At 70.4% G+C, this 15,260-nt stretch carries 15 protein-coding genes; 13 read left to right on the top strand and 2 right to left on the bottom strand.

The window, feature by feature from the left end; genetic code table 11:
• Window positions 1-45: 45 nt before the first annotated feature.
• Window positions 46-741, top strand: coding sequence for a demethylmenaquinone methyltransferase (locus UW392_RS21415; protein WP_320776670.1), 696 nt, complete (start codon window positions 46-48; stop codon window positions 739-741).
• Between the two features lie 34 nt (window positions 742-775).
• Here UW392_RS21415 and UW392_RS21410 read toward each other — a convergent pair whose 3' ends face one another.
• Window positions 776-1,285 carry a GNAT family N-acetyltransferase gene (locus tag UW392_RS21410; protein WP_320776669.1) on the bottom strand — a complete coding sequence of 170 codons (510 nt, stop codon included), beginning with the start codon at window positions 1,283-1,285 and terminating at the stop codon, window positions 776-778.
• 48 nt (window positions 1,286-1,333) lie between these two features.
• On the opposite strand from UW392_RS21410, the gene UW392_RS21405 reads away from it, so the two are divergent.
• Window positions 1,334-2,689: a geranylgeranyl reductase family protein gene (locus UW392_RS21405; protein ID WP_414496526.1), complete on the top strand. Its 1,356-nt coding sequence runs from the start codon at window positions 1,334-1,336 to the stop codon at window positions 2,687-2,689.
• A 99-nt stretch (window positions 2,690-2,788) separates the two neighbouring features.
• Here the strand turns inward: UW392_RS21405 and UW392_RS21400 are convergent, their stop codons facing one another.
• Complete coding sequence (locus UW392_RS21400) at window positions 2,789-3,652, bottom strand: C40 family peptidase (protein WP_320776667.1); 864 nt, start codon at window positions 3,650-3,652, stop codon at window positions 2,789-2,791.
• Between the two features lie 714 nt (window positions 3,653-4,366).
• Here UW392_RS21400 and UW392_RS21395 point away from each other — a divergent pair.
• The 11 genes from UW392_RS21395 to nuoK are packed head-to-tail and all read left to right on the top strand — an operon-like array spanning window position 4,367 to window position 15,257.
• Window positions 4,367-4,726 carry an NADH-quinone oxidoreductase subunit A gene (locus UW392_RS21395; protein ID WP_320776666.1) on the top strand — a complete coding sequence of 120 codons (360 nt, stop codon included), beginning with the start codon at window positions 4,367-4,369 and terminating at the stop codon, window positions 4,724-4,726.
• A gap of 14 nt (window positions 4,727-4,740) precedes the next feature.
• Window positions 4,741-5,295: an NADH-quinone oxidoreductase subunit B family protein gene (locus UW392_RS21390; RefSeq protein ID WP_320776665.1), complete on the top strand. Its 555-nt coding sequence runs from the start codon at window positions 4,741-4,743 to the stop codon at window positions 5,293-5,295.
• Window positions 5,292-6,062: an NADH-quinone oxidoreductase subunit C gene (locus UW392_RS21385; RefSeq protein ID WP_320776664.1), complete on the top strand. Its 771-nt coding sequence runs from the start codon at window positions 5,292-5,294 to the stop codon at window positions 6,060-6,062. The genes UW392_RS21390 and UW392_RS21385 overlap by 4 nt, the downstream gene beginning before the upstream one ends.
• Window positions 6,059-7,402 (top strand): NADH-quinone oxidoreductase subunit D, encoded by a 1,344-nt coding sequence (locus UW392_RS21380; protein WP_320776663.1) that lies wholly within the window; start codon window positions 6,059-6,061, stop codon window positions 7,400-7,402. Before UW392_RS21385 ends, UW392_RS21380 begins: the two co-directional genes overlap by 4 nt.
• A gap of 29 nt (window positions 7,403-7,431) precedes the next feature.
• Window positions 7,432-8,274, top strand: coding sequence for an NADH-quinone oxidoreductase subunit NuoE (gene nuoE / locus UW392_RS21375; RefSeq protein ID WP_320776687.1), 843 nt, complete (start codon window positions 7,432-7,434; stop codon window positions 8,272-8,274).
• Window positions 8,271-9,623 (top strand): NADH-quinone oxidoreductase subunit NuoF, encoded by a 1,353-nt coding sequence (gene nuoF / locus UW392_RS21370; RefSeq protein ID WP_320776662.1) that lies wholly within the window; start codon window positions 8,271-8,273, stop codon window positions 9,621-9,623. The genes nuoE and nuoF overlap by 4 nt, the downstream gene beginning before the upstream one ends.
• Window positions 9,620-12,124 carry an NADH-quinone oxidoreductase subunit G gene (locus UW392_RS21365; RefSeq protein WP_320776661.1) on the top strand — a complete coding sequence of 835 codons (2,505 nt, stop codon included), beginning with the start codon at window positions 9,620-9,622 and terminating at the stop codon, window positions 12,122-12,124. Before nuoF ends, UW392_RS21365 begins: the two co-directional genes overlap by 4 nt.
• A complete protein-coding gene (gene nuoH / locus UW392_RS21360) occupies window positions 12,121-13,488 on the top strand; it encodes an NADH-quinone oxidoreductase subunit NuoH (RefSeq protein WP_320776660.1) in 1,368 nt (455 codons plus the stop codon). The genes UW392_RS21365 and nuoH overlap by 4 nt, the downstream gene beginning before the upstream one ends.
• Window positions 13,481-14,122: an NADH-quinone oxidoreductase subunit NuoI gene (gene nuoI, locus UW392_RS21355; RefSeq protein WP_320776659.1), complete on the top strand. Its 642-nt coding sequence runs from the start codon at window positions 13,481-13,483 to the stop codon at window positions 14,120-14,122. Before nuoH ends, nuoI begins: the two co-directional genes overlap by 8 nt.
• Window positions 14,119-14,961 carry an NADH-quinone oxidoreductase subunit J gene (locus UW392_RS21350; protein ID WP_320776658.1) on the top strand — a complete coding sequence of 281 codons (843 nt, stop codon included), beginning with the start codon at window positions 14,119-14,121 and terminating at the stop codon, window positions 14,959-14,961. The genes nuoI and UW392_RS21350 overlap by 4 nt, the downstream gene beginning before the upstream one ends.
• Complete coding sequence (nuoK, locus tag UW392_RS21345) at window positions 14,958-15,257, top strand: NADH-quinone oxidoreductase subunit NuoK (RefSeq protein WP_009310327.1); 300 nt, start codon at window positions 14,958-14,960, stop codon at window positions 15,255-15,257. Before UW392_RS21350 ends, nuoK begins: the two co-directional genes overlap by 4 nt.
• The last annotated feature ends 3 nt before the right edge of the window (window positions 15,258-15,260 follow it).

Genomic DNA, 15,260 nt, shown 5'->3' with positions numbered 1-15,260 from the left:
CACCCGTCGACGCCGCCGGGGAGGCCGGGCTGCCACAATGGACCGGTGACCCGCGCCTCCCTGAACAAGCAGCCGCAAGAAGTCGCCTCGATGTTCGACCACGTGGCGGAACGGTACGACCTCACCAACGACGTGCTCTCCCTCGGCCGGACCCGGGGCTGGCGCAAGGAGGTGGCGAAGGCGGTCGACGCGCGGCCCGCGCAGAAGGTCCTCGACCTCGCCGCCGGCACGGGCACCTCTTCCCTGCCCTTCGCCCGCGCGGGCGCGTACGTCGTGCCCTGCGACTTCTCCCTCGGCATGCTCCGGGTCGGCAAGCAGCGCCAGAGCTGGCTGCCGTTCACGGCGGGCGACGCGACCCGGCTGCCGTTCAAGGACGACACCTTCGACGCGGTGACCATCTCCTTCGGCCTGCGCAACGTGCAGGACACCGACGCCGCGCTGCGCGAGCTGCACCGGGTGACGAAGCCCGGTGGACGGGTCGTGATCTGCGAGTTCTCGCACCCGACGTGGACGCCGTTCCGCACCGTCTACACCGAGTACCTGATGCGCGCGCTGCCCCCGGTCGCGCGGGCGGTGTCCTCCAACCCCGACGCGTACGTCTACCTCGCCGAGTCCATCCGCGACTGGCCCGACCAGCCCGCCCTCGCCGGACGGCTGCAGGAGGCGGGCTGGGAGAAGGTGGCCTGGCGCAACCTCACGGGTGGCGTGGTCGCGCTGCACCGGGGGTTCAAGGCGGCGTAACCGCGCCGTACGCGCGGGGACCGGCCGCGCACCGTCACAGGATGAGCCGGTACCGGTGCCCGACCCGGTCCGAGGACGGCACGGCGAACGTCTGCTCCAGCTCCATGCCGAGGCGGCGGGTCACGGCGATCGAGCGCTCGTTGCCGGCGACGACCATGGCGACGACGCTCGGCACGCCCGCCCCACGTAGCCGGTCCAGCGTCTCGCGGGCGGCGGCCGTCACGTAACCCCTGCCCCAGTGCGGCCGGGCGAGCCGCCAGCCGATCTCTATCTCGTCCCGCGCCCCGCCCCACGCGTGCGGCCACGGCTGGGCGCCGGTGAAGCCGATGACCCGCCCCTCCTCGTCGAGCATGCTCCACAGGCAGAAGCCGCGCTCGGCGTCGTGCCGGCGCTGGCGCGCGGTGAGCTCCTCGTAGACGGACAGCTCGGCGGACCTGCCGCCGTGGAACTCCATGACCTCGGGGTCGTCGAAGATCCGGTGCCAGGCGACGGCGTCCTCGTCGGTGGGGACGCGCAGCCGTACGCCGGGGAGAGCTCTTTTCACAGGGGCAGCCCTTCAGCCGGGTGATCTGTGCCGCTGCATAGACTGCCCATGTCCCGTGCCCGAAGGCACCCACATTTCGAGTCTTGGGGAGATCCAGCCGTGACCGAGACCCAGCCCCTCACCGAGCACACCGCCGATGTGATCGTCGTCGGGGCCGGGCCAGCCGGTTCCACCACCGCGTACTACCTGGCCAAGGCCGGACTCGACGTCCTGCTCCTGGAGAAGACCGCCTTCCCGCGCGAGAAGGTGTGCGGTGACGGCCTCACGCCCCGCGCCACCAAGCAGCTCGTGTCCATGGGCATCGACATCTCCGAAGAGGCGGGCTGGCTCCGCAACAAGGGCCTCCGCATCATCGGCGGCGGCGTCCGCCTCCAGCTCGACTGGCCGGATCTCGCCTCGTACCCGGACTACGGACTGGTCCGCAAGCGCGACGACTTCGACGAGCAGCTGGCCCGGCAGGCACAGAAGGCGGGCGCCCGGCTGTACGAGCGCTGCAACGTCGGCGCCCCCGTCATCGACGACCGCACCGGCCGCATCACGGGCGTCCACGCCAAGCTCGGCGACGCCGACTCCAAGGAGAAGCGGGACGTCACCTTCCACGCGCCCCTGGTGGTCGCCGCCGACGGCAACTCCTCGCGGCTGTCCCTGGGAATGGGCCTGCACCGCCGCGAGGACCGTCCCATGGGCGTCGCGGTCCGCACGTACTTCACCTCCCCGCGCCACGACGACGACTACCTGGAGTCCTGGCTGGAGCTGTGGGACCGGCGCGGCCCGGGCGAGGACCGCCTGCTGCCCGGCTACGGCTGGGTGTTCGGTATGGGCGACGGCACCTCGAACGTCGGCCTCGGCGTCCTCAACACCTCGAACTCCTTCAAGGAGCTGGACTGGCGCGAGGTCCTCAAGGCCTGGTGCGCCTCGATGCCGGAGGAGTGGGGCTACACCCCGGACAACATGACGACGCCGATCCGCGGCGCGGCCCTGCCCATGGCCTTCAACCGCCAGCCGCACTACACCAAGGGCCTGTTGCTGGTCGGCGACGCGGGCGGTCTGGTCAACCCCTTCAACGGCGAGGGCATCGCGTACGCCATGGAGTCCGGCCAGATCGCCGCCGACGTCATCGTCCAGGCCCACGCGCGCACCACGCCCGCCCAGCGGGAGATGGCCCTGCACCGCTACCCGCGCGTCCTGAAGGACACCTACGGCGGGTACTACACGCTGGGCCGCGCCTTCGTGAAGCTCATCGGCAACCCCAAGGTCATGAAGATCGCGACCCAGCGCGGCCTCACCCACCCGCTGCTGATGAAGTTCACCCTCAAGATGCTCGCCAACCTGACGGACCCCACGGGCGGCGACGCGATGGACCGCGTCATCAACGGCCTGAGCAAGGTGGCCCCGAAGGCCTGACACAGGCTCTGAGCCACCGCAGGACCGCAACGGCCGGTGGCCGCCGCCCCGAGGGGTGGCGGCCACCGGCCGCGTTCATGAGGTGTACGGGAGTACGGGTCAGAGCACCCGCACCGCGCCCGAGGCCGGGTAGCCGGACAGGTCCTGGATGACGACGCCCTTGGACGGGTTGGCGGCGTCCAGGTACTGGCCGCCCCCGATGTAGACGCCCACGTGGTACGCGGAGCCCTTGCCGCCCCAGTAGAGGATGTCGCCGACCGCCAGGTTGGACAGCGAGACGTCGGTGCCGACCATCGACTGGTCCTGCGAGACCCGGGGGAGGTCCACGCCGGCCTGCTTGAACGCGGCCTGCACGAGGCTGGAGCAGTCCCAGGCGTTGGGGCCGGTCGCCCCCATCACATACGCGTCGCCCACCTGCGCCTTGAGGAAGGCGATGACGGTGGCCACGCTGCCGCCGGCCGGCGCCGGGGCGGCCGCCGGGGCCTGCGCCGAGGTGGCGGTGGAGGCCGGCGTGGAGGCCGAGGTCAGTTCGGTCCGCTCGGCGTCGCGGGCGGCACGCTCCGCGGCGGCCTTCCGCTCGGCCTCGGCCTCGGCCTTCTTCCGGGCCTCCTCCTTCTTCTGCGCCTCCTTGAGGTCCGCCTTGGCCTGCTTGGCGGCCTGGGCGGCGGCCGCGTCGCGCGCGGCCTGGAGCTCGTAGGTGGCCGCGGCCTGCTGCGTGGCCTCCGCGGACTGGGCGACCTGGGTGGCCAGGTCGGCCGTGAGGGTGGGAAGTTCGAGTGTCTGGGTCACGGGCTCCGCGGCGGTCGCCGACGCGGACGCACCGGCCACTGCCACGGTGCCGAGAAGACCACCGGTGACTCCGGCGCGCATCGCCATCTTGGACGCGCTGCGGCGGGGCTTCCGGTGGCTGCGTATGTGAGCGGTGTGGGACATGGGTACAAGCGGTACCAGGGGCTCCTCCATACCTTCAAGAAACGTGTGGTCCGCCACAGTTGTTCAATGGGCCGCCGAACGCCGGGCGTGTCGCCCCCCATTGGCGCCGAAACGGGCGTTGTGGGCGCAAATGATCAAGCCTGTGATCATGGGGTTTCGTCGTTACGCCCGAATTGCTCTGTGCTTACCACCGCTTGCGCCAAGTGGCCAAGCCCGGTTTTCGGGGGCCGCTCGCCGATGTGGCGCAGGTCACGGAACGGTTACCGCGGAGCGTGCGTCTCGCGCGAGAAATCGCCGGCCCCGGCGCTCGTGAACGCGCGCACGCATTCACATCCGCCAGCCCCTGGCTCGCGGCAGTGTGAATGTCGTCCACTATCAAGATCCTTCGTCCAGCGCCAATTTGCATGCGAAGGAACTTTCTTGATATTGAGACTCCCCTTTTGACCTGCGAAGACGAGCGGAAATGTCACCACTGGTGATCACTCGACTGCTTCAGGTGTGAAGATCGCCGCTCATCCGACTTCATGATCCTTCGTCAGGTGGTGGAGATCACAAAGTCGTTGGCGTACCCCGTGTCGCAGATCACAGACCCGCAGGCATAAGATGCGGGGCAGTTGGGCTTGTGACCTGCTTCACATGTTCGCGATCTTCGTCGGGACGCACGGGGGCCGTGGGACGGACGGGGTGGTCGCCGGCCCGACGCGACCGCCAGCAGTCAGTGCCGACTGAAGGGAGCGAGGAGCGGTGAACGCGTATGCGCCCATCCTCGTACTGGGAGCACTCGGGGCAGGCTTTGCGATCTTCTCCGTGGTGATGGCCGCGATCGTCGGCCCGAAGCGCTACAACCGGGCGAAGCTCGAGGCCTACGAGTGCGGTATCGAGCCGACCCCCACGCCGGCCGGCGGCGGGCGTTTCCCCATCAAGTACTACCTGACGGCGATGCTCTTCATCGTCTTCGACATCGAGATCGTCTTCCTCTACCCCTGGGCCGTCTCCTTCGACGCCCTGGGTGTTTTCGGGCTCGTGGAGATGCTGCTCTTCGTGCTCACCGTCTTCGTCGCATACGCGTACGTGTGGCGGCGCGGCGGCCTGGAATGGGACTGAGGGGCCTTTAGGACATGGGACTCGAAGAAAAGCTGCCGAGCGGATTCCTGCTGACCACCGTCGAGCAGGCCGCGGGCTGGGTGCGCAAGTCGTCTATGTTCCCCGCCACCTTCGGCCTCGCGTGCTGTGCCATCGAGATGATGACCACGGGCGCGGGCCGTTACGACCTGGCCCGCTTCGGCATGGAGGTCTTCCGCGGCTCACCCCGCCAGGCGGACCTCATGATCGTCGCCGGCCGGGTCAGCCAGAAGATGGCGCCGGTACTGCGACAGGTCTACGACCAGATGCCGAACCCCAAGTGGGTGATCTCCATGGGGGTCTGCGCTTCCTCGGGCGGCATGTTCAACAACTACGCCATCGTCCAGGGCGTCGACCACGTCGTCCCCGTCGACATCTACCTTCCCGGCTGCCCCCCGCGGCCGGAGATGCTGATCGACGCCATCCTCAAGCTGCACCACAAGATCCAGAACTCCAAGCTCGGCGTGAACGCCGAGGAAGCGGCCCGCGAGGCCGAGGAGGCCGCGCTCAAGGCGCTCCCCACCATCGAGATGAAGGGGCTGCTGCGGTGAGCGACGCGAACGGCAACGGCAACGCGGGCCGGGGAGGCAGCGCCGAGGGCGCCAACCCCGAGAAGGACCTCGCCGCCGCCAACCTCCCCGGCCAGCGCGGCGACCAGGGCGAGGAGATCCGCGTCCAGCGCGGCATGTTCGGCGCGAACAACGGCGGCGACACCTCCGGCTACGGCGGCCTCGTCCGCTCCGTCCGGCTCCCCGGGCCCTCCTCCCGCCCCTACGGGGGCTGGTTCGACGAGGTCGCCGACGAACTCGAGGGCGCCCTGGAGGAACAGGGACTCGTCCCGGAGAACGCCATCGACAGGACGGTCGTCGACCGCGGCGAACTCACCTTCCACATCGAGCGCGAGCACCTGGTCCGGGTGGCCCGCACCCTCCGCGACGACCCGGCGCTGCGCTTCGAACTCTGCACGGGAGTGAGCGGCGTCCACTACCCCGGCGACAAGGGCCGCGAGCTGCACGCCGTCTACCACCTGCGCTCGATCACCCACAACCGGCTGATCCGCCTGGAGGTCTCGGCCCCCGACGCCGACCCGCACATCCCGTCGCTCGTCGCCGTCTACCCGACGAACGACTGGCACGAGCGCGAGGCGTACGACTTCTTCGGCCTCGTCTTCGACGGCCACCCGGCGTTGACGCGGATCATGATGCCGGACGACTGGCAGGGCTTCCCGCAGCGCAAGGACTACTCCCTCGGCGGCATCCCCGTCGAGTACAAGGGCGCCCAGATCCCGGCTCCGGACCAGCGGAGGTCGTACTCATGAGCACACAGACCCCTTCCTCCGCCTCTTCCGCGGCGGGCACCCGCGAGACCACCGAGGGCACCGTCTACACGGTCACCGGCGGCGACTGGGACGAGGTCGTCGAGTCCGCGGCGAAGGCCGACGACGAGCGCATCGTCGTCAACATGGGTCCCCAGCACCCCTCCACCCACGGAGTGCTCCGGCTCATCCTGGAGATCGAGGGCGAGACGGTCACCGAGGCCCGCTGCGGCATCGGCTACCTGCACACCGGCATCGAGAAGAACCTCGAGTACCGCACCTGGACCCAGGGCACGACCTTCGTGACCCGCATGGACTACCTCACGCCGTTCTTCAACGAGACGGCGTACTGCCTCGCCGTGGAGAAGCTCCTCGGCATCGAGGACCAGGTGCCCGACCGGGCCAGCGTCATCCGCGTGCTCCTGATGGAGCTGAACCGGCTCTCCTCCCACCTGGTGTGCGTCGCCACCGGCGGCATGGAGCTGGGCGCGACGACGATCATGATCTACGGCTTCCGCGACCGTGAGCTCGTCCTCGACGTCTTCGAACTGATCACCGGCCTGCGCATGAACCACGCGTACGTCCGGCCCGGCGGACTCGCCCAGGACCTGCCGCCCGGCGCGGTGGACCAGCTCCGCGACTTCGTGAAGAAGATGAAGAAGAACCTCCCGGAGTACGACAAGCTCGCCACCGGGAACCCCATCTTCAAGGGCCGCATGCAGGGCATCGGCCACCTGGACCTGGCCGGCTGCATGGCGCTCGGCGCCACCGGCCCGATCCTCCGCTCGGCCGGCCTCCCGCACGACCTGCGCAAGGCCCAGCCGTACTGCGGCTACGAGACGTACGACTTCGACATCCCGACCGCCGACACCTGCGACTCCTACGGGCGCTTCCTCATCCGCCTGGAGGAGATGCGCCAGTCGCTCAGGATCATCGAACAGTGCCTGGACCGGCTCGCCCCCGGCCCGGTCATGGTCGGCGACAAGAAGATCGCGTGGCCCGCCCAGCTCGCCCTGGGCCCGGACGGCCTCGGCAACTCCCTGGACCACATCAAGAAGATCATGGGCACCTCCATGGAGGCCCTGATCCACCACTTCAAGCTGGTGACCGAGGGTTTCCGCGTCCCGCCCGGACAGGCGTACGCGGCGGTCGAGTCACCCAAGGGCGAACTCGGGGCGCACGTCGTCTCCGACGGCGGCACCCGCCCCTTCCGGGTCCACTTCCGCGACCCGTCCTTCACCAACCTGCAGACCATGGCGGCGATGTGCGAGGGCGGCCAGGTCGCCGACGTCATCGTCGCCGTCGCGTCCATCGACCCCGTGATGGGAGGCGTCGACCGGTGACCACCACCCCTGACGCGGTCGGTCTGGGCATGCCCCGACTGCCCGCGCCCGACTACCCGGACGACGTTCGAGCCCGGCTCGAACGGGACGCGCGCGAGATCGTCGCCCGCTACCCCGGCTCCCGCTCGGCCCTGCTGCCGCTGCTGCACCTCGTGCAGGCGGAGGAGGGCCACGTCACCCGCACCGGCATGCAGTTCTGCGCCGAGGTGCTCGGCCTGACCACGGCCGAGGTCACCGCGGTCGCCACCTTCTACACCATGTACCGGCGCAGGCCGTCCGGCGACTACCAGGTGGGCGTCTGCACCAACACCCTGTGCGCGGTGATGGGCGGCGACGCGATCTTCGAGGCGCTCCAGGACCACCTGGACGTCGGCAACGGCCAGACGACCGACGACGGCAAGGTCACCCTGGAGCACATCGAGTGCAACGCGGCCTGCGACTTCGCCCCCGTCGTGATGGTCAACTGGGAGTTCTTCGACAACCAGACCGTCGAGAGCGCGAAACGCCTGGTCGACGACCTGCGCTCGGGCGCACCGGTCGAGCCCACCCGCGGCGCCCCCCTGTGCACGTTCAAGGAGACCGCCCGGATCCTGGCGGGCTTCCCCGACGAGCGCGAGGGAGCGGTCGCGGCTTCCGGGAGCGCGGGACCCGCCTCCCTGACCGGCCTCCGGCTCGCCAGGGGCGAGGCCGCGCGCGTGGTGCACCCACGGGACGGCGGACCCCACGAGGCACCGCAGGACCGGTCGCCCGGCGACGCGACCCCGCACGACCCGTCGCCCTCCCAGCACCTCAGCTCGCACGACGCGCCACAGCAGACCGCGGCCTCCGACCCGGCGAACCCCGCCGGGCCCACCGCCGAGGAGGGGGAGTGATGACCGTGGCGACCGAGATCAAGGACCCCAGCCCGGAGAAGCTGCTGTCGCCCGTGCTGTCGGCCTTCTGGGACGAGGACGAGTCCTGGACGCTGGACGTCTACCGCAGGCACGAGGGGTACGAGGGGCTCCGCAAGGCGCTCGAGATGACCCCGGACGACCTCATCGCGTACGTCAAGGACGCGGGGCTCCGCGGCCGCGGCGGCGCGGGCTTCCCCACGGGAATGAAGTGGCAGTTCATCCCGCAGGGCGACGGCAAACCGCACTACCTGGTGGTCAACGCCGACGAATCGGAGCCCGGGACCTGCAAGGACATCCCGCTCCTCTTCGCCAACCCGCACAGCCTCATCGAGGGCATCGTCATCGCGTGTTACGCCATCAGGTCGTCGCACGCTTTCATCTACCTGCGGGGTGAAGTCGTCCCCGTGCTGCGGCGGTTGCACGAGGCCGTCCGTGAGGCCTACGCGGCCGGCTACCTCGGCAAGGACGTCCTGGGCAGCGGACTCGACCTGGAACTCACCGTGCACGCGGGCGCGGGCGCGTACATCTGCGGTGAGGAGACCGCGCTGCTCGACTCGCTCGAGGGCCGCCGTGGCCAACCGCGGCTCCGTCCCCCCTTCCCCGCCGTCGCGGGCCTCTACGCGTGCCCCACTGTGGTGAACAACGTCGAGTCGATCGCCTCGGTTCCCGCCATCCTGAAGAACGGCAAGGAATGGTTCAGGGCGATGGGCACCGAGAAGTCCCCGGGCTTCACGCTGTACTCGCTCAGCGGCCACGTCGCGAGCCCCGGCCAGTACGAGGCCCCGCTCGGCATCACGCTCCGCCAGCTCCTCGGCATGAGCGGCGGGATGCGGCCCGGCCACCGCCTGAAGTTCTGGACGCCGGGCGGCTCCTCGACCCCGATGTTCACCGAGGAGCACCTCGACGTGCCCCTCGACTACGAGGGCGTCGGCGCCGCCGGCTCCATGCTCGGCACCAAGGCCCTGCAGTGCTTCGACGAGACCACCTGCGTGGTGCGGGCCGTGACCCGCTGGACCGAGTTCTACGCCCACGAGTCCTGCGGCAAGTGCACACCCTGCCGTGAAGGCACGTACTGGCTGGTCCAGTTGCTGCGCGACATCGAGGCCGGCAAGGGCGCCATGAGCGACCTCGACAAGCTGAACGACATCGCCGACAACATCAACGGCAAGTCCTTCTGCGCCCTCGGCGACGGCGCCGCCTCGCCGATCTTCTCCTCCCTCAAGTACTTCCGCGCGGAGTACGAGGAGCACATCACGGGCGGCGGCTGCCCCTTCGACCCGGCCAAATCGACGGCCTGGGCGGACAAGCACCTGGAGGTGAACGCATGACGGTGACCACGAGCACACCCTCCGGGGGCGGAGAGGCGGCGGTCCCGCCCGAAGACCTCGTCACGCTGACCATCGACGGCGTCGAGATCAGTGTGCCCAAGGGCACCCTGGTCATCCGGGCCGCCGAACAGCTCGGCATCGAGATCCCCCGCTTCTGCGACCACCCCCTCCTCGACCCGGCCGGCGCCTGCCGGCAGTGCATCGTCGAGGTGGAGGGCCAGCGCAAGCCCATGGCCTCCTGCACCATCACCTGCACCGACGGGATGGTCGTCAGGACGCACCTCACCTCGCCCGTCGCGGAGAAGGCCCAGCACGGGGTGATGGAGCTGCTGCTCATCAACCACCCGCTGGACTGCCCCGTCTGCGACAAGGGCGGCGAGTGCCCGCTGCAGAACCAGGCGATGTCGCACGGCAACGCCGAGTCCCGCTTCGAGGGCCGCAAGCGCACGTACGAGAAGCCGGTGCCGATCTCCGCGCAGGTGCTGCTCGACCGCGAGCGGTGCGTGCTGTGCGCCCGCTGCACCCGCTTCTCCAACCAGGTCGCCGGCGACCCGATGATCGAGCTGATCGAACGGGGCGCGCTCCAGCAGGTCGGCACCGGTGAGGGCGACCCCTTCGAGTCGTACTTCTCCGGCAACACCATCCAGATCTGCCCGGTCGGCGCGCTGACCTCGGCGGCGTACCGCTTCCGCTCCCGCCCCTTCGACCTGGTCTCCTCGCCGACGGTGTGCGAGCACTGCTCGGGCGGCTGCGCGACCCGCACGGACCACCGGCGCGGCAAGGTCATGCGCCGGCTCGCCGCCGACGACCCCCAGGTCAACGAGGACTGGATCTGCGACAAGGGCCGGTTCGCGTTCCGGTACGCACAGCGCCCCGACCGGCTGACCACCCCCCTCGTGCGCAATGAGGAGGGTGTCCTTACGCCCGCGTCCTGGCCGGAGGCCCTGGAGGCCGCGGCCCGGGGGCTGCTGGCGGCCCGCGGCCGCGCGGGCGTCCTGACCGGCGGCCGGCTCACCGTCGAGGACGCCTACGCGTACAGCAAGTTCGCGCGCGTGGCACTCGACACCAACGACATCGACTTCCGCGCGCGCGTGCACAGCGCCGAGGAGGCCGACTTCCTCGCGGCACGGGTCGCCGGACACGGACACGACCTGGACGGGGAGGGCGTCACCTACGCCGCCCTGGAGCAGGCGCCCGCCGTGCTGCTGGCCGGGTTCGAGGCCGAGGAGGAGGCGCCCGGCGTCTTCCTGCGGCTGCGCAAGGCCTGGCGCAAGCACGGGCAGCAGGTGTTCTCGCTGGCCACGTACGCGACCCGGGGCCTCACCAAGGCCGGCGGCACCCTGCTGCCCGCCGCGCCCGGCACCGAGCCGGAGTGGCTGGACGCCCTCGCGAGCCGGTTCGGACTGGACACGGACGGGGCCGCGGCCGCCGAGGCGCTGCGCACCGAGGGCGCGGTGATCGTCGTCGGTGAGCGGCTGGCCTCGGTGGCGGGCGGGCTCACCGCCGCCGTACGGGCCGCCGCCGCGACCGGCGCCCGACTGGTCTGGATCCCCCGCCGGGCCGGGGAACGCGGCGCGGTGGAGGCCGGCGCGCTGCCGTCCCTGCTGCCCGGCGGCCGCCCGGCCACCGACCCGCGCGCGCGGGACGAGGTCGCCGCCGCCTGGGGCGTCGCCGGGCTGCCGCACCGCTACGGCCGCGACACGAGCGAGATCATCGAGGCCGTCGCCGGAGGTGAGCTGCGGGCCCTGCTGGTGGCGGGCGTGGAGGTCGCCGACCTGCCCGACCCGGCACGCGCGCGCACGGCACTGACCGGGGCCGGCTTCCTGGTGTCGCTGGAGCTGCGGCCCAGCGAGGTGACCGAGCACGCCGACGTGGTGCTGCCGGTCGCCGCGGTCGCCGAGAAGGCGGGCTCCTTCCTCAACTGGGAGGGCCGGGTGCGTTCCTTCGAGGCCGCGCTCAAGCCCGACCAGATGACCCGGCGCCTCGCGCCCACCGACGGGCGGGTCCTGCAGATGCTGGCCGACGCCATGGACGTCCACCTCGGGCTGCCCGACCTGCGCACCACGCGCGCGGAACTGGACCGGCTCGGGAGGTGGGACGGGCCGCGGGCCACCGCGCCGATGGACACCGCCGGCCAGTTGCCGCGCCCGGCCACCGGGGAGGCCGTCCTCGCCGGACACCGGCTGCTGCTCGACCAGGGCCGGCTCCAGGACGGTGACGAGGCCCTCGCGGGGACCCGGCACGCCGCACGCGCGCGCGTGTCCGCCGCCACGGCCGCCGAGGCGGGCGTGAAGGACGGCGACGTCCTGGCGGTCAGCGGGCCCGGCGGGTCCGTCGAACTGCCCCTGGAGGTCACGGACATGCCCGACCGGGTGGTCTGGCTGCCGCTCAACTCCGCCGGGGCGGGCGTCGCCTCCGGCACCAGGGCGCTGCCCGGCGCCCTCGTCCGCATCGGCCCGGCGCACCTCGCTCCCGAGGGCGCCCCGGAGGTGGAGGCATGAGCCCGTTCCTCGCCGCAGAGGACCTCTCGATGTTCGGCCGGGACCCATGGTGGCTGGTCGCGGTCAAGGCGGTGTTCTGCTTCGCCTTCCTGATGGTGACCGTGCTGTTCTCCATCGTCTGGGAACGCAAGGTCGTCGCCTGGATGCAGCTGCGCATCGGCCCCAACCGCAACGGCCCCTGGGGCATGCTCCAGTCGCTCGCCGACGGCATCAAGCTGATGCTCAAGGAAGACGTCGTCGTCAAACGCGCGGACAAGGTGGTCTACGTCCTCGCGCCGGTCGTCGCGGCCGTGCCGGCCTTCATGGCGATCGCGGTGATCCCCTTCGGCCCGGCCGACAACCAGGTCTCGATCCTCGGCACGCGTACCACGATGCAGCTCACCGACCTGCCGATCGCGATGCTGTACGTCCTCGCGGTCGCCTCGGTGGGCATCTACGGCATCGTGCTCGCGGGCTGGAGCTCCGGCTCCACCTACCCGCTCCTCGGCGGGCTCCGCTCCTGCGCGCAGATGATCTCCTACGAGATCGCCATGGGTGTGGCCTTCGCCTCCGTCTTCCTCTACTCGGGGTCGATGTCGACGTCCGCGATCGTCGAGGCACAGGCGGACCGCTGGTACGTCGTCCTGCTGCCGCTCTCCTTCGTCATCTACATCGTGACGATGGTCGGCGAGACCAACCGCGCGCCGCTGGACATGCCGGAGTCCGAGGGCGACCTGGTCGGCGGCTTCAACACCGAGTACTCGTCCATCAAGTTCGCGATGTTCATGCTCGCCGAGTACATCAACATGGTGACGGTCTCGGCCGTGGCGGTGACGCTCTTCCTCGGCGGCTGGCGGGCCCCGTGGCCGGTCAGCACCTTCTGGGAGGGCGCCAACCAGGGCTGGTGGCCGATGCTCTGGTTCGTCCTCAAGGTGCAACTGCTGCTGTTCTTCTTCATCTGGCTGCGCGGCACGCTCCCGCGCGTGCGCTACGACCAGCTGATGAAGCTCGGCTGGAAGGTCCTCATCCCGGTCTCCATGGTCTGGCTGATGCTCGTGGCGACGGTGCGGACCCTGCGCAACGAGAACTACGACTTCACCGAGATCGCCCTGTACGTCGCGGCCGGCGTCCTCACCGTGCTGGTGCTCTCGTTCGTGGCGGACATGTTCCGCGACCGGCGCGAGACACCGGAGGAGCCCGCCGGACCCACCGCCTTCGACCCCATGGCCGGAGGGTTCCCCGTACCGCCGCTGCCCGGACAGACCCTGCCGCCGGTGCCGCGCAGGCGCCCGCGCCGGGAGCGGGAGCGGGAGCTGATTGTCAGTGGCGGACCCGATACTGACAGTGACGGAACTTCGAAGGGGAGGGAGGCGTCCGATGGCTGATGAGCCCAAGGAGACCGAGCCGGGTTTCCAGAACCCCGTCGCCGGCTTCGGCGTGACCTTCAAGGCCATGTTCAAGAAGCGGCTGACCGAGCAGTACCCGGAGCAGCCGAAGACCACCGCCCCGCGGTTCCACGGCCGGCACCAGCTCAACCGCCATCCGGACGGCCTGGAGAAGTGCGTCGGCTGCGAGCTGTGCGCCTGGGCGTGTCCCGCGGACGCCATCTACGTGGAGGGCGCGGACAACACGGACGAGGAGCGCTACTCGCCGGGCGAGCGGTACGGCCGCGTCTACCAGATCAACTACGCCCGCTGCATCCTGTGCGGGCTGTGCATCGAGGCGTGCCCCACGCGCGCGCTGACGATGACCAACGAGTTCGAGCTGGCGGACTCCAGCCGCGCCAACCTCATCTACACCAAGGAGCAGCTGCTCGCCGGTCTGGAGGAGGGCATGGTCGACTCGCCCCACGCGATCTTCCCCGGCACCGACGAGCAGGACTACTACCGCGGACTGGTCACGGAGGCGGCACCGGGCACGGAGCAGCAGGTGGCCCTCTCCAAGGGCGAGGTACCGCAGGAAGGTGCCTCGACCTTCGGCGAGGACGAGCCGGCGTCGGAGAAGGTGATCCGCCGATGACGCCGACGGCCGTGACGGCGGCGACGACACAGCTGGCCGCCTACACCACCTCCACCGGCGAGGCCGTGCAGTTCTGGGTGCTCGGCACGATCGCGGTGATCGGCGCCCTGTGCACCGTCCTCATGAAGAGGGCCGTGCACAGCGCGCTCTGCCTCGCCGGCACCATGATCATCCTGGCGGTCTTCTACCTCGCCAACGGCGCCTACTTCCTGGGCGTCGTACAGATCGTCGTCTACACCGGCGCGATCATGATGCTGTTCCTGTTCGTGGTGATGCTCGTCGGCGTCACCGCGGCGGACTCCCTGAAGGAGACCATCAAGGGTCAGCGCTGGATGGCCGTGCTGTGCGGCCTCGGCTTCGGCATCCTGCTGTTCGCCGGCATCGGCAACGCCTCGCTGTCGCAGTTCAGCGGCCTCGGCCAGGCCAACGCGGGCGGCAACGTCGAGGGCCTCGCCGCCCTCATCTTCACCAAGTACGTGTTCGCCTTCGAGCTCACCGGCGCCCTGCTCATCACGGCCTCGGTCGGCGCCATGGTGCTCACCCACCGCGAGCGCGTCGAGCGCGCGAAGACCCAGCGCGAGCTGGCCGAGCAGCGCGTCCGCGAGGGCAAGCACCTGCCGCCGCTGCCCGCTCCCGGCGTGTACGCCCGGCACAACGCGGTGGACGTCGCGGGCCTGCTGCCGGACGGCACCCCGTCCGAGCTCACCGTCAACAAGACGCTGCGCCGGCGCGGCCAGATCCGGGACGTGTCGGCCGAGGCGCTGAACGACCTCAAGGCCCTGGAACAGCGCTCCGCGGACCGCCTGGAGCGCACCAGGAGCGGGGAGGCGTCGAAGTGAATCCCGTCAACTACCTCTACCTCGCCGCCCTGCTGTTCACGATCGGCGCCACCGGCGTGCTGATCAGGCGGAACGCGATCGTGGTGTTCATGTGCGTCGAGCTGATGCTCAACGCCTGCAACCTCGCGCTCGTCGCCTTCTCCCGGATGCACGGCAACCTCGACGGCCAGATCATCGCCTTCTTCACGATGGTCGTCGCCGCGGCGGAGGTCGTGGTCGGCCTCGCGATCATCGTGTCGCTGTTCCGCTCCCGCCATTCGGCCTCGGTCGACGACGCCAGCCTGATGAAGCTGTAAGGG

Source organism: Streptomyces sp. CRN 30, from assembly GCF_034105845.1.
This window is presented reverse-complemented; position numbering and strand designations above follow the sequence as displayed.